Below are 13,475 nucleotides of genomic sequence, written 5' to 3' on the forward strand. Positions count from 1 at the left end.
GGTGCGCAGATGGTGGCCCCGCCTGACAACGACGTTCTCTGGGCCCGCGGCCTGCACCACGCCTACGGCGGCACCTCCGCCCTCGCCGGAGTCTCCGTCGGCGTCCGCGAAGGCGAGATCCTCGCCGTCACCGGCCCGCGCGGCAGTGGCAAATCCACCCTCCTGAAATGTCTCTCCGGTCAACTCGTCCCGGCCGAGGGCGAGGTGTGGTTCAACAGCGCCCCCGTGCACACCCTCTCCTCCCCCAGCCGCGAACGGCTGCGTCTGGACCGGTTCGGCTGGATCGACACCGAACCGCACCTCGTCGGCGAACTCACCGCCTGGGAGAACGCCGCTCTCCCCCTCCTGCTCCGCGGCACCGGCACCCGCTCCGCCAAGCACACCGCCCTCGAATGGCTGGACCGTCTCGACGTCGGTATGTGCGCGAGCCGCCGCCCCGCGCGGCTCGACCAGTCCCAGCGCCAGCGCATCGCCATCGCCCGCGCGCTCGCCACCACCCCCCAGGTGTTGTTCGCCGACGAGCCGACCGCCCCGCTGCACCGCAACGACGGCACACAGGTGCTGCGCACCCTGACCACCGCGGCCCGCTCGCACCAGATCACGGTGGTCCTGGCCACCCATGACCCCGAGGTCGCCACCCTCGCCGACCGGTCCCTCGCGCTTCTCGACGGCCACCAGTCGAACGGCGCGTCCGCCACCACCGGCTCCGACGATGAGGAAAGCAGGGCAGAGTGCTCGCTCTCCGTCTAGCCCGCGGCTCGCGCCCCCTCGTCCTGCTGCGCCGCCTCTCCGTCACCGCCGCCGCGGCCGGCACCGGCTTCCTCCTCCTCTCCACCGTCGGCCATGCCGCCGGCCACCCGTCCGCGGCCGACGAGTCGTTGGTGCGGCTGTTGTGGTGCGCGGCCCCGCTCGCCGCCACCGCCCAGTTCGCGGTGTCCACGGCCCGTACGGACCCCGCCGCCCGCCTCCAGCGCGGTATGACCGCCGCCGGCCTCGGCCCGCTCCGTCTCACCCTGCTCGCCACCGTCTCCACCGCCCTGACCTGCTTCCTCGGCGTTCTGCTCGCGCTGCTCGCCTTCCTCCGGCTCCGCGGCGACCTCGGCGGCCCGACCTCCCTCGGCGTCAACTCCGACCTGCTCGGCGCCGGCCACCCGGTGCCGCTCGTCGGCGCCCTCCTGCTGCTGACGATCGTGCCGCTGACCGCCGCGGCCGCGACCGCCGTCTCCCTGCGCCCCCGTGACGAGGCCGGCTCTCCGGAGGCGGGCAGCCGCCCCAGGACCGCCCCGCCCTCCGGTCTCCCGTGGGGTATCGCCCTGGCCGCGGCCGGCCTGGCGATCGAGGCGTACACCAGCCGCGGCGCCCACACCCCCGGCGGACTGCTGCCACTCCCCGGCAGGCTGGTCGGCAGCCCCCCTGGCGTACTGGCCGGCTGGGCGCTGTCGACCTTCGGCCTCGTGCTGGCCGGCCCCGGTCTGGTGCATCTGTGCGGCAGGCTGCTCTGTGCAGGCCGCCCCGGTGCCCTGCGGCTGCTGTCCGGGCGCGTACTCCAGGAGGAGTCGCACCGCCTCGGCCGCCCGCTCGGGGTGCTGTGTGCGGTCGCCTCCGCCGCGTATGCCGCCGTGAAGGTGTACGAAGCCTCTGCCTCCAGCCCGTTCGGACCGCTCACCGGCATCGGCGCGGCGGTCGTGCTCGCCTGTGTCACCGCCAGCGCGCTCACCGCCGCGGTGGAGTCCCGCTCGGCCCGCGCCCACACCACGGCAGCCCTCCGCCGTCTGGGAGCGTCCGCCTCCGTTCTCCATCGCGCCGCGGCCCTGCGCTTCCTGGCTCTGGCCCTCGTCCTGGCCCCCCTGACCTGGACCGTCGCGGAGATGGCCACGCTTCCGCTGGTGCATTGAGGGATGTGAGGCGCGGGGCCCGCGGGGTGTAAGGCGCGTGGGGGCGTGGCCGGTTCGCCCCCCGCCGCCGGCGACGGCGTCCCTGGCCGCGCCACCCGTGCGCTCCGGTGCGCGGTGGGGCGGCCCCCCTCATCGTGCGAGCGCGGTGGCCTCCACCTCTATGCGCCAGTCCGGCTGGGCCAGCGATGACACCTCCACCAGCGTGTCCGCGGGGTAGGGCTCGGACAGGAACTCCTCGCGCAGTGTGTGGAGCGGGCCGAGTCCGGCAGCCATGTCCGTGACGAAGATGCCCACCTTCACCACGTCGGTGAGCGAGGCACCCGCTGCGGCGAGCACCCGCTCGACGTTCGCGAACGCCAGGCGCCCCTGCGTCAGGAAGTCGTCGGAGACCGTCCGCCCCCGCTCGTCGATTCCCGCTTGGCCCGAGACATGGATCAGTCCGCCCGCCCTGATGGCCTGCGAGATCTTGTATGGCTCGTACCAGTCGGGGGTCGTGGCGATCCGCTCGATCTCCGGTCGGCCCTGTGCCCCGGCGGCGACGTCCACCGGCATCGTCATCACACTCACACTCCTTCTCAGATCCATGCACGCACATCATTTGCATGCACATACATAAGTTTCTGCTGCATGTACCCTGCTGTCAAGACCCCAGCGACACACGGCACACCGGCGGACGAAGGCAGAGGGCGATGGACGCGGAGCACTGGGACCGGCTCGGAACGCTGCACACCCGCGTCGAGCAGGAGCTGGCGAAGGCTCTGCAGCAGCATCACAGCATCGGACTGTCGGAGTACCGTGCGCTGGCCCGGCTCGCCGAGGCGGACGACGGCGAGCTGCGGATGCAGGAACTCGCCGACCTCATCGGCCTCAACCAGAGTTCCGTGAGCCGGCTGGCCGCCCGCCTGGAGTCGTCCGGCCTGACCCGGCGCGATCTGTGCCCCGATGACCGGCGCGGGGTGTACAGCGTGATCACGGACGAGGGCCGGGACGTGCAGAAGCAGGCGCGCCCGACCTATGACGGTGCGCTGCGCGCCGCACTCGACGCGGCGGCGGCCGACGGGCACCTCGGACCCCTGGTGGCCACACTGCGGTCCTAACATGACGGACGTGCAGTCGAATTCACAGCCCTCAGCGTCCCGCCCCACCCACGCCCACGACGACCGTGAGATCGAGTCCCTGGAGGAGTTCGACCGGGTCGTCGCCTCGGGCGGCCTCGCCGGATATCGCGTCCAGTCGGTCGATCTGACGGACCGTACGTTCGCGCTGCTCAGTGCGGACACCGCGGAGTCCGTGTTCCTCGGCTGCGCCATGGAGCCGGACGCCGCCGCCAAGATACGCGCCGGTGGCGCCCTGGTCTTCCCTCCCGTACCGGGTCTGCCGTTCGATCCGTACCGGGGCGGCCTGTACGGCCCGGACGAGCTCTTCGAGGGACTGGCCGACGGCGGCTTCGACGCCACCCCGGACGCCCGTACCTACCGCTGGTACCAGGAGACCAAGTCGGACGGCGACATCTTCGCCTCCATGCTGCGCAGCATCCACGACGACGCGGTCTCCGACGCCCTGGACGAACATCTCGCCGGTGCCCAGGTGGTGGGCATCATGGGCGGCCACGCCCTGGAGCGCGGCTCCGCGGCCTACGCGGGCGCGGCCCGGCTCGGCCGCCGGCTCTCCCGCGACGGGCTGACCGTCGCGACCGGTGGCGGCCCCGGCGCCATGGAGGCGGCGAACCTCGGAGCGTACGCCGCGCCCTTCGAGGACGAGATGCTCGACTCGGCGCTGGAACTCCTCGCCAAGACACCGCACTTCACCCCGTCCGTCACGGACTGGGCCCACGCCGCCTTCGAGATACGCCGCAGCCGGCCGGGCGGCGGCGTCTCGGCCGGCATCCCGACCTGGTTCTACGGCCATGAGCCGCCGAACGCCTTCGCCTCCCACATAGCGAAGTACTTCGTCAACGCGGTACGGGAGGACGGCCTGCTGGCGCGCTCGAACGCCGGCGTCGTGTTCCTGCCGGGCGCGGCCGGGACCCTCCAGGAGATCTTCGACAACGCGACGCCGAACTACTACGAGTCACGGGGCGAGCCGACCCCGATGGTGCTGGTGAACCGCGCGCACTGGACCGAAAAGCTGCCCGCCTGGCCGCTGCTCCAGGCTCTCGCCGCGGACCGGCCCATGGCGTCCCGGATCGCCCTGGTCGACTCGGTGGACGAAGCCCCGGACGCGCTGGCCCGGCTCCGTGACCAGGCGCCTTCCTGAGCATCCGCCGACCGCCGCCTTCCCGGCGCCGCAGGCCCTGCGCCCCTCCCGTCGGCGGTGCGCCCGGTGTGTTTGCCGCCGGAGGCAACTCCCGTCCCGGAATGCACGTCTGCCAGGAAGGTAAGGAACACGTAAGGCGCACAGCGGGCGAACGGAGCTCTTGGTGATCATCGGTCTTCTGACGGCCGTGGCGGCATCGGCCTGCTACGGCACGGGATCGGTCCTGCAGGCGGTGGGCTCCCGCAAATCCGCCCGCCGGGAAGCGGCCGAATCCGCCACCACCGGTGTCACCCAGCATGGCGGGCCCAGCCTGTCCTCGACCGCGAAGGCGGCCGTGACCTGGGAGTTCATGGTGGGGACGGTGCTGGACTTCATCGGGTTCGGGCTGGGCGCGCTGGCGGCCCGGCTGCTGCCGCTGTTCCTGTCGCAGACCGTGATCAGCGCCAATCTCGTGATCACGGCCGTACTGAGCATCAAGCTGCTCGGCATCCGGCTCAGCCGGGCCGAGTGGTCCTCCATCGGCGTGGTGTGCGGGGCGCTGGTGCTGCTGGCCACGGCGGCGGGGCCGGAGGGCAGCGGCCACACCCCGATCGCCACCCACTGGTGGCTGCTGGTCGCCTCCCTCGTGCTCATCGGCGGGGGCACGCTGATCGTGCGTCTGCTCGGCGGGCGGGCCGCGATCCTGGCGGGTCTGCTCTCCGGTCTGGGGTTCGGTGCGCTCGGTGTCGGCGTACGGGTGCTGAACGGCGTGGACCCGTTCCATCTGCCGTCGCTGCTCGCCGACCCCGCCCTGTACGCGATCCTCGTCGCCGGGATCGGGGGCATGTATCTGCACACCGTCGCCCTGCAGATCGGCTCGGTGAACGGCGCCACGGCGGCGCTCGTAGTGGGCGAGACGGTGGTGCCCGGCATCCTCGGGGTGCTGTGGCTGGGTGACGCCTCCCGTCCGGGCTTCGCCTGGGTCGCCGTTCTCGGCTTCGTGGTGGCGGTGGCCGGAGCCGTCGCGGTCGCCTGGTACGGCGAGCCGGAGCCGGACGCGCCCCGGGCCGGGTCACCCGAGGGCGACGAGCTGCCCCAGGAGGTCGCGGCCCGCTGACGGCTCCTCCGGGCGCGGAGCACCGACGGACGCGGGGCGCCTGGTAGGGGTCATACGCCCGGCGCCCCACCTGGCCAGCGTCCCCCGGCGTGGTCAGTCCGCCGACGCGGACCCGTCCAGCACCACCACGTCCCGCGCATCGAAGCCGATCCCCACCCGCGCGCCCACGTCGGGCGCGTCCCGCAGGGCGCAGGCCGCCTCCACCTGCGGTCCGGCGGCCGGCTGGAGCAGCAGCGCGACATGGGTGCCGCGGAAGGTACGGGCCGCGACCGTAGTCGGCAGGCCCTCCGCGGCGCCGGTCAGCCGCACTCCGGCCGGGCGTACGAGCAGCCGGCACGGCCCGTCCGGGGTGGCCGCCGGGACGGGCACCTTCCCCCAGGGGGTGGCGGCCGCCTCGCCCCGCACCGTCGCCTCGACCACGTTGTCGAAGCCGAGGAAGCGGGCGACGAATGCGGTGGCGGGCCGCTGCCAGACCTCCAGCGGGGTGCCGGTCTGCGCGATCCGGCCGTCCTGCATCACCACGACCCGGTCGGCCAGCGCGAAGGCCTCGCCCTGGTCGTGGGTGACGGCCAGCACCGTGGTGCCCAACTCATGGAAGAGCCGCCGGAGTTCGACGACCAGCCGTTCGCGCAGCCCCCGGTCGAGCTGACCGAGGGGCTCGTCCAGCATCAGCAGCCGGGGGCGGGGCGCCAGGGCGCGGGCCAGGGCGACCCGCTGCTGTTCGCCGCCGGACAGGGACGCCACGGCGCGCCGCTGAGCGCCCGGCAGTCCGACGAGATCCAGCAGTTCGGCGACCGTACGCTCCTGGTCAGCGCGCGGGGAGCGCCGCATCCGCAGCCCGAAGGCGACGTTTCCCGCGACATCGCGCTGCGGGAAGAGCTGGTGGTCCTGGAACATCAGGCCGACCCCGCGCCGGTGTGTGGGCACACCCGACTGATCCCGCCCCTCCAGCAACACCTGTCCCGCGTCGGCCTGTTGGAGCCCGGCGACCACCCGCAGCAGCGTGGACTTGCCGCTGCCGCTCGGCCCCAGGACGCACACGATTTCCCGGTCGGCGACCGTCAGATCGACCGCGTCCAGCGCGGGGCGCCCGCCCGTGCCGAAGCGGACGGTGACCCCGCCCAGCCGCAGCAGCTCCTGCGCCGTGCTCCCGTCCCGTGCCGTCATCTAGAACTCCCCGGATCGGTCGATGGGGCGGAGGCGCTCCAGTACCAGCAGGGCGGCCGCGCACACCACCATCAGGATGGTCGACAGGGCCATCGCCTGCCCGTAGTTGAGCTCGCCCGCACGCCCCAGCAGCCGGGCCACGGCGACCGGCAGCGTCGGCTGGTCCGGGCGTGCGAGGAAGACCGTCGCGCCGAACTCACCGAGCGAGACGGCGAAGGCGAAGCCCGCGGCGATCAGCAGCGCCCGTCGCACCATCGGCAGATCGACCTCGCGCCACACCTGCCAGGGCGAGGCGCCGAGCACGGCGGCCGCCTCCCGCAGCCGGCCGTCGACCGCCCGCAGCACCGGCAGCATCGTCCGGACCACGAACGGCACCCCCACCAGGGCCTGGGCGAGCGGGACCAGCCACCACGAGGCACGCAGATCGAGCGGCGGCGCGTCGAGGGTGATCAGAAAGCCGAAACCGACGGTCACCGCGGAGACTCCCAGCGGCAGCATCAGCAGCGCGTCGAAGCCGCGGACGAACGGGCTGACCAGGGGCGTCCGTCCGGACCGGCCGCGGCGCGGGGCGGGCAGGGCCAGGGCGGCGGCCGCCAGTCCGCCCACCACCAGCGCGATCGCGGTGGCCGCTGCCCCGTAGGCCAGGGAGTTCCCCAGGGCGTCAAGAGGGGCGACAGCGAAGGTGCTGTCGGCGTTCGCGGCGGAGCCCAGCGCGGCGTAGAAGACCGTTCCGTAGCCGTCCGGCCCGGCGAACGACCGCTCCACCAGTACCCCGAGCGGCGTGAGGAGCAGGACGGCGATCAGGGCGCACGTCCCCCACAGCAGCGCCCACTGGCCGGGACCGCGCGGCCGTCGGGCGGTCTGTGACGCGTCCACGAGCCGGAGTGCGGATTCCCGGCGGCGCACGGTCCAGGCGTGCAGCGCCAGTACGCCCAGCACCGCCGCGAACTGGATCAGGGTGAGCACGGCCGCCGTCGGCAGATCCAGGTAGTCCGCGGTCTGCCGGTAGATCTCCACCTCCAGCGTCGAGAAGGTGGGGCCGCCCAGAATCTGCACCACCCCGAAGGAGGTGAAGGTGAACAGAAAGACCATCAGGGCGGCGGCCGCGACGGCCGGCCCCAGCGCGGGCAGCGTCACCCGCCGCCAGGCCGCGAACCGCCCGGCTCCCAGCACCCGCGCCGCCTCTTCCTGACGCGGATCGAGCTGCCCCCAGAGCCCGCCGACGGTCCGTACGACCACGGCGTAGTTGAAGAACACATGCGCCAGCAGAATCGCCCACACCGAGGTGTCCAGGCGCACGCCCCACAGGTCGTCCAGCAGTCCGCCCCGCCCCACCAGCGCCAGGAAGGCCGAGCCGACCACTACGGTCGGCAGCACGAACGGCACCGCCACAACGGCCCGCAGCAGCTGTTTGCCGGGGAAGTCGAAGCGCGCGAAGACATAGGCGCCGGGCAGCGCGATCAGCAGGGTCAGCCCGGTCGAGGCCGCGGCCTGCCAGACGGTGAACCACAGCACCCGCACGACATCCGGGTCGCTCAGCACGGCACCGAACCGGCTGAGCTGCCACTGCCCGCCGTCCTTGAGCCCCCGTCCGACGATCGCCACAACGGGATAGGCGAAGAACAGCGCGAAGAAGGCGAGCGGCACCGCCATCAGGCCGAGCCGCACCGCCGTCCCCCGCGCGGGCCTGCCGCGCCGGGCGCCCATGGTGTCCGTGGCATCCGTGCCGTCCGGAGCCGTTACTTCAGAACGAGCGAGGACCACTGCTTGATCCACTGTTCGCGGTTCTTGGTGATCGTCCCGGGCGCCAGGGTCGCCGGCTGGCCGATCGTGGTGCCGTACTTGGTGAACAGCTCCGGCACCTTGGCGTCCTCACGGGCCGGGTTGACGAACATCTTCAGCGGCACGTCCTCCTGGAACTCCTTGCTCAGCAGGAAGTCCAGCAGCGCCTTGCCGCCCTTCTCGTTCTTCGCGCCCTTGAGCAGCCCGCCGAATTCGATCTGCCGGAAGCAGGTGCCGGCCGCGACACCGGTCGGTGCCTCCTTGGGCGCGGGCTTCTTGCCGAGCACCTCGGCGGGCGGGCTGGAGGCGTAGGAGACCACCAGCGGCTTGTCGCCCTTGGCCTTGCCCGCCGCGGAGCCGGAGAACCGGTCGTTGTAGGCCTGGTCCCAGCCGTCGACGACCTCGACACCGTTGGCCTTGAGCTTCTTCCAGTAGTCCTGCCAGCCCTTCTCGCCGTACTTCGCGAGAGTGCCGAGCTGGAAGGCGAGCCCCGGGGAGGAGGTGGCGGAGTTCTCCGTGACGAGCAGGCCCTTGTACCGCGGCTTGATCAGATCGTCGAAGGTCTTCGGCGGCGCGATCTTGTGCCGGTCGAAGTAACCGCGGTCGTAGTTGACGCAGATGTCGCCGTAGTCGAGCGGGGTGACCCGGTGCTCACCCTTGTCGAGCTGCAGCGCCGCCGGGACCTTCTCCAGCCCCTTGGCCCGGTAGGGGGTGAACAGCCCCTCGTCCAGACCGCGCGAGAGCAGGGTGTTGTCGATACCGAAGAACACATCGCCCTGGGGGTTGCCCTTGGTCAGGACCGCCTGGTTGACGGCCTTGCCTGCGTCCCCGCCCTTGAGCATCTTGACCTTGTAGCCGCTCTCCTTCTCGAAGGCGGCCAGGACGGACTTTGATACCTGGAACGAGTCATGGCTGACGAGCGTGACCGTCTTGGCGTCGCTCCCGCCGCCCGGCGTACCGCAGGCGGCGAGGGCGGAAATCCCGACCGCGGCGGCCACCACCGTCGCGGTGATCCTGCTGGTGGTGCTCACTGATTTCCTCCTGGCTGGCCAGGAAGAGACGCGGCCCTGCCCGATGTCCACACCTCGCGACGTCCGGGGACGTACGGAGGGGACTTCGGGCAGGGCGCAACAGCATGAGTGACGACCGAACTTCCTACCCGGAATGACCCGGGCGAGGTTCAAGGGTCTGCGGGCACCGTAGGACTACGACGCTTCCGCACTCTCAGCGCTGTGGCGCTCCCCTGTCGGAATGTGCATTTGTTCGACCACACCGTACCAGCGGGGCGGTCAGCGCTCCGAGGCCGCGAGCTGCCCGCAGGCGCCGTCGATCTCCTGGCCGCGGGTGTCGCGGACGGTCACCGGCACGCCGTGCGCCTCGATGGCCTGGACGAACGCCCGCTCGTCCTCGGGGCGCGACGCGGTCCACTTGGAGCCGGGCGTCGGGTTCAGCGGAATCAGGTTCACATGGACCCGCTTGCCCTTCAGCAGCCGGCCCAGCAGATCGCCGCGCCACGCCTGGTCGTTGATGTCCCGGATCAGCGCGTACTCGATGGAGATCCGGCGGCCGGACTTCTCCGCGTACTCCCACGCCGCGTCCAGCACCTCCCGCACCTTCCAGCGCGTGTTGACGGGCACCAGGGTGTCGCGCAGCTCGTCGTCCGGGGCGTGCAGCGACACCGCGAGCCGGCACTTGAAGCCCTCGTCGGCGAACCGCAGCATCGCCGGGACCAACCCGACGGTGGACACGGTGATCCCTCGCTGGGACAGGCCCAGCCCATCGGGCTCGGGGTCCGTCAGCCGCCGGATCGCCCCGACCACCCGCTTGTAGTTGGCGAGCGGCTCCCCCATCCCCATGAAGACGATGTTGGACAGCCGCGCCGGCCCGCCGGGCACCTCACCGTCGCGCAGCGCACGCATCCCGTCGACGATCTGGTGCACGATCTCGGCGGTCGAGAGGTTACGGTCCAGCCCCGCCTGGCCGGTGGCGCAGAACGGGCAGTTCATCCCGCAGCCGGCCTGCGAGGAGATGCACATGGTGACCCGGTCCGGGTAGCGCATCAGCACGGACTCGACGAGCGTCCCGTCGTGCAGCTTCCACAGCGTCTTGCGCGTGGTGTCCTCATCACACGAGATGTGCCGCATGACGGTCATCAGCTCCGGCAGCAGCTCGCTCGCCAGCTTCTCGCGCGCCGCCGCCGGGATGTCGGTCCACTGCGCCGGGTCGTGCGCATAGCGGGCGAAGTAGTGCTGCGACAACTGCTTGGCGCGAAACGGCTTCTCACCGATCGCGGCCACCGCTTCGCGACGCTCGACGGGGCTGAGATCGGCAAGGTGCCGCGGAGGCTTCTTGGCCCCGCGCGGCGCTACGAAAGTGAGTTCTCCGGGTGCAGGCATGGTGGCTCCAGTGTGGCAGATCCTCCGGGGCGCCCCGGGGCCGCGACGGTGAGAGGACGGTCACCGCCACGGCCCGCCACCGAAGGGACGCAGCCGGCGTGTCCGCAGCCCGGTGCCTTCGTTGGCCACCGCGCCATGGTGGCTGGTGTGGGGTACGTCAGGAGCGTGGAGCAGTGGCCGTGACCCGTTGGATCGTGATCAACCTCCCTCCCTGGTTGCTGCTGGCAGGGCTCGTCGTCGTGATCGCGGGCGGGACCGCGATCGTCCAGGCAGTCGTCCGGCACCGCATCCCTCGCGTCAAGCAGGGCGAGCAGAACGAGATCGCGCAGTTCCTCTTCCCCGTGATCGCGGTCGTCTACGGGTTCCTCATCGGCTTCATCGTCCTCGCGCTCTGGGGTCAGGTGAACACGGCAGACCAGACGACACGGACCGAGGGCGCCATGGCGGCGCAGCTGGCCAGGGGCCACGAGGTGTTCGGCACGGCCGAGAGCGCGCGGATCAGGCAGAGCCTGTTGGCGTACGGACACGCGGCGGTGGCCGAGTGGCCCAGCGCCGCGGTCGGCGAGAGCACGCCCGAGGCCGAGAACGCGCTGAGCCGCCTGCACCACACGTACGAGAGCATCCGGCCCCGCGACGACACCCAGCGATCCTTCCTCACCAGCTCGGTCGCGTCCCTGAAGGAATTGAGCATCGCCCGCACGGAACGGCTGCTTGAGGCACGCACCAACATCGGCCCACCCCTGTCCCTGTGGATGGCGATCCTTCTGACCAGTGGGCTGGTCCTCGGGTTCTCCGCCACCTTCGGCTCCGAGCAGGCCCTGATCCACTACGGGATGGTCGCGGCGGTGAGCGTCCTCGTTGCCACCAACCTGTTCCTCGTCACGGAACTGTCGTATGCCTTCCTCGGCGAGTTCGCGACGTCGCCGGAGCCACTGCGCGCGGTGGTCGAGGCCCTGTCGCCGCCTCGGTAGACGGGAGGCGGCGCACGGAAGAGGGCAGGGAGAGGAATCCCTCTTCCTGCCCTCACCTGCGAAAACCCTGTGCTCAGCCGGATCCCACAAAGATCACGAAAAGCAGCCAGACCACCGGCGCGGTCGGCAGCAGGGAGTCGAGCCGGTCCATGATCCCGCCGTGGCCGGGGAGCAGGGTGCCCATGTCCTTGATGCCGAGATCCCGCTTGATCATGGATTCGCCGAGGTCGCCGAGGGTGGCGCTGGCCGCGACGGCGAGGCCGAGCAGCAGGCCCTGCCACCAGGCGCCGTCCGTGATCAGGAACTCCATGCACAGCGCACCCGCCGCCATCGCGAACAGCACCGCGCCGACCAGGCCCTCGCGGGTCTTGCCGGGGCTGATGCGCGGGGCGAGCTTGTGCTTGCCGAAGCGCCAGCCGACCGCGTACGCACCGGTGTCGCTGACGACCGTCAGCAGCAGGAACGTCAGCACCCGCTGCGGCCCGTCGGCCTCGGCGGCGAGCATCAGCGCCACGAACGTCGCCAGGAACGGCACATAGAACGCCGCGAAGACACCGGCGGTGACGTCCCGCAGATAGTTCTCGGGCGCCTCGGTCATCCGCCAGACGAGCACGGCGAGGGCGGTGAGCGCCATCGCCACCCAGGCGCCCTCGGCGCCGCGGACATATCCGGCGACCACCATGGCGGTGCCGCCGACCGCGAGCGGCACCAGCGGCACCTTGATGTCCTTGCGCTCCGCCAGCCGCGAGGTCAGCTCCCACAGGCCCACGACAACGGCGATCGCTATCACGCCGATGAAGACGGGCTTGTAGACGAAGAGCGACGCAACGATGATCGCGCCGAGGCCGATGCCGACCCCTATGGCGGCGGGCAGGTTGCGGCCCGCGCTCTTCTTCTTCGGCTTCTCTGAGTCCGGCGAGCTGTCGGACCCGGAAAGAGAGGTGGGCATGGGCTCCTGCGGCTTTTCGTCGCGGAACAGGGGGCCGCTCCGTCGAGCAGCCCCCCGGTCGTCCAGGTGATCCCGGTTATCCCGGATGTCCCGATGTTCCCGGTTGTCATCCTGGTATCCGCCTTGCCCGGGGACAAAGGGCATGGGCCGAGTCTGCGCCGCATCGCCCCAGTCGTACACCGGACCCGCCGGAGCGGGGGGCGCCGCCCCGCGCAGCGAGGGGGCCGGTCCGTGGTCGGGCGGTCCCCATTGACCGGCGCCGGGCGGGGCCCCCCAGGAAGACTCGTTCATCAGACCTCGAGGAGCTCGGATTCCTTGTGCTTGAGCAGCTCGTCCACCTGCGCGACGTACTTCGCGGTGGTGTCGTCGAGCTCCTTCTCGGCGCGGCGTACCTCGTCCTCGCCGGTCTCCTTGTCCTTGACCAGCTTGTCGAGGGTCTCCTTGGCCTTGCGCCGGACGCTGCGGATCGAGATCTTCGCGTCCTCGCCCTTGTTCTTGGCGACCTTGATGAACTCCTTGCGGCGCTCCTCGGTCAGCTCCGGGAACGTCACTCGGATGATGTTGCCGTCGTTGCTCGGGTTGACGCCGAGGTCGGAGTCGCGGATCGCCTGCTCGATGTTGCGCAGCGCGCTCTTGTCGAACGGGGTCACCACGGCCATCCGCGGCTCGGGAACCGAGAACGACGCCAGCTGGTTGATCGGCGTCATGGCGCCGTAGTAGTCCGCCACGATCTTGTTGAACATCGCCGGGTGCGCACGCCCGGTGCGAATCGCGGCGAAGTCCTCCTTGGCGACCACGACGGCCTTCTCCATCTTCTCCTCGGCCTCGAGGAGGATCTCTTCGATCACCACTTGCTCCTGGTCTTTTCGGTAAGAAGCAGAGCCTCGCCCCTGCCGCGCGTCTTCTCCTGCACGGTGTCCGACCGGCAGGCCGTTGTCCATCCCCGTACCGAGGGCGTGCCCC

The 13,475-nt window shown here is 71.3% G+C and carries 13 protein-coding genes; 6 read left to right on the top strand and 7 right to left on the bottom strand.

Translation table 11 applies throughout. The annotated features are described in order from the left end of the window. The first annotated feature begins 9 nt into the window (after positions 1-9). Both STRTU_RS09550 and STRTU_RS09555 read left to right on the top strand, forming a co-directional pair. Entirely contained in the window at positions 10-750 is a 741-nt protein-coding gene (locus STRTU_RS09550) for an ABC transporter ATP-binding protein (RefSeq protein WP_159743158.1), read from the top strand. After that, complete coding sequence (locus tag STRTU_RS09555; protein WP_159743159.1) at positions 732-1,895, top strand: hypothetical protein; 1,164 nt, start codon at positions 732-734, stop codon at positions 1,893-1,895. The genes STRTU_RS09550 and STRTU_RS09555 overlap by 19 nt, the downstream gene beginning before the upstream one ends. A gap of 129 nt (positions 1,896-2,024) precedes the next feature. Here the strand turns inward: STRTU_RS09555 and STRTU_RS09560 are convergent, their stop codons facing one another. Further along, on the bottom strand, positions 2,025-2,453 hold the full coding sequence (locus STRTU_RS09560) for a RidA family protein (RefSeq protein ID WP_159743160.1): 429 nt from the start codon (positions 2,451-2,453) through the stop codon (positions 2,025-2,027). A 131-nt stretch (positions 2,454-2,584) separates the two neighbouring features. On the opposite strand from STRTU_RS09560, the gene STRTU_RS09565 reads away from it, so the two are divergent. The 3 genes from STRTU_RS09565 (at position 2,585) to STRTU_RS09575 (ending at position 5,247) form a co-directional block, all read left to right on the top strand. Further along, the gene (locus STRTU_RS09565; protein WP_159743161.1) at positions 2,585-2,992 is read left to right on the top strand and encodes a MarR family winged helix-turn-helix transcriptional regulator; all 408 of its coding nucleotides are present in this window, start codon (positions 2,585-2,587) and stop codon (positions 2,990-2,992) included. A gap of 1 nt (position 2,993) precedes the next feature. Beyond that, on the top strand, positions 2,994-4,151 hold the full coding sequence (locus STRTU_RS09570) for an LOG family protein (RefSeq protein WP_159743162.1): 1,158 nt from the start codon (positions 2,994-2,996) through the stop codon (positions 4,149-4,151). A 163-nt stretch (positions 4,152-4,314) separates the two neighbouring features. Beyond that, on the top strand, positions 4,315-5,247 hold the full coding sequence (locus tag STRTU_RS09575; protein ID WP_159743163.1) for a DMT family protein: 933 nt from the start codon (positions 4,315-4,317) through the stop codon (positions 5,245-5,247). 93 nt (positions 5,248-5,340) lie between these two features. Here STRTU_RS09575 and STRTU_RS09580 read toward each other — a convergent pair whose 3' ends face one another. The 4 genes from STRTU_RS09580 to rlmN all read right to left on the bottom strand — a co-directional run bounded on the left by STRTU_RS09580 (position 5,341) and on the right by rlmN (position 10,592). Further along, positions 5,341-6,414 carry an ABC transporter ATP-binding protein gene (locus tag STRTU_RS09580; RefSeq protein WP_159743164.1) on the bottom strand — a complete coding sequence of 358 codons (1,074 nt, stop codon included), beginning with the start codon at positions 6,412-6,414 and terminating at the stop codon, positions 5,341-5,343. Further along, on the bottom strand, positions 6,415-8,121 hold the full coding sequence (locus tag STRTU_RS09585; protein ID WP_246241353.1) for an ABC transporter permease: 1,707 nt from the start codon (positions 8,119-8,121) through the stop codon (positions 6,415-6,417). It lies immediately after the preceding gene. A gap of 32 nt (positions 8,122-8,153) precedes the next feature. Continuing rightward, positions 8,154-9,227: a thiamine ABC transporter substrate-binding protein gene (locus STRTU_RS09590; protein WP_159743165.1), complete on the bottom strand. Its 1,074-nt coding sequence runs from the start codon at positions 9,225-9,227 to the stop codon at positions 8,154-8,156. Positions 9,228-9,485: 258 nt separating this feature from the next. Next, positions 9,486-10,592: a dual-specificity RNA methyltransferase RlmN gene (gene rlmN / locus STRTU_RS09595; RefSeq protein ID WP_159743166.1), complete on the bottom strand. Its 1,107-nt coding sequence runs from the start codon at positions 10,590-10,592 to the stop codon at positions 9,486-9,488. A gap of 173 nt (positions 10,593-10,765) precedes the next feature. On the opposite strand from rlmN, the gene STRTU_RS09600 reads away from it, so the two are divergent. Continuing rightward, a complete protein-coding gene (locus STRTU_RS09600; RefSeq protein ID WP_159743167.1) occupies positions 10,766-11,563 on the top strand; it encodes a bestrophin-like domain in 798 nt (265 codons plus the stop codon). Positions 11,564-11,636: 73 nt separating this feature from the next. On the opposite strand, the gene STRTU_RS09605 is transcribed toward STRTU_RS09600, so the two are convergent. Both STRTU_RS09605 and frr read right to left on the bottom strand, forming a co-directional pair. After that, the gene (locus STRTU_RS09605) at positions 11,637-12,803 is read right to left on the bottom strand and encodes a phosphatidate cytidylyltransferase (protein WP_174878834.1); all 1,167 of its coding nucleotides are present in this window, start codon (positions 12,801-12,803) and stop codon (positions 11,637-11,639) included. Further along, entirely contained in the window at positions 12,803-13,360 is a 558-nt protein-coding gene (gene frr, locus STRTU_RS09610) for a ribosome recycling factor (protein ID WP_030087489.1), read from the bottom strand. Before frr ends, STRTU_RS09605 begins: the two co-directional genes overlap by 1 nt. Positions 13,361-13,475: the final 115 nt, after the last annotated feature.

This window comes from Streptomyces tubercidicus, assembly GCF_027497495.1.
GTDB classification, from domain to species: Bacteria; Actinomycetota; Actinomycetes; order Streptomycetales; family Streptomycetaceae; genus Streptomyces; species Streptomyces tubercidicus.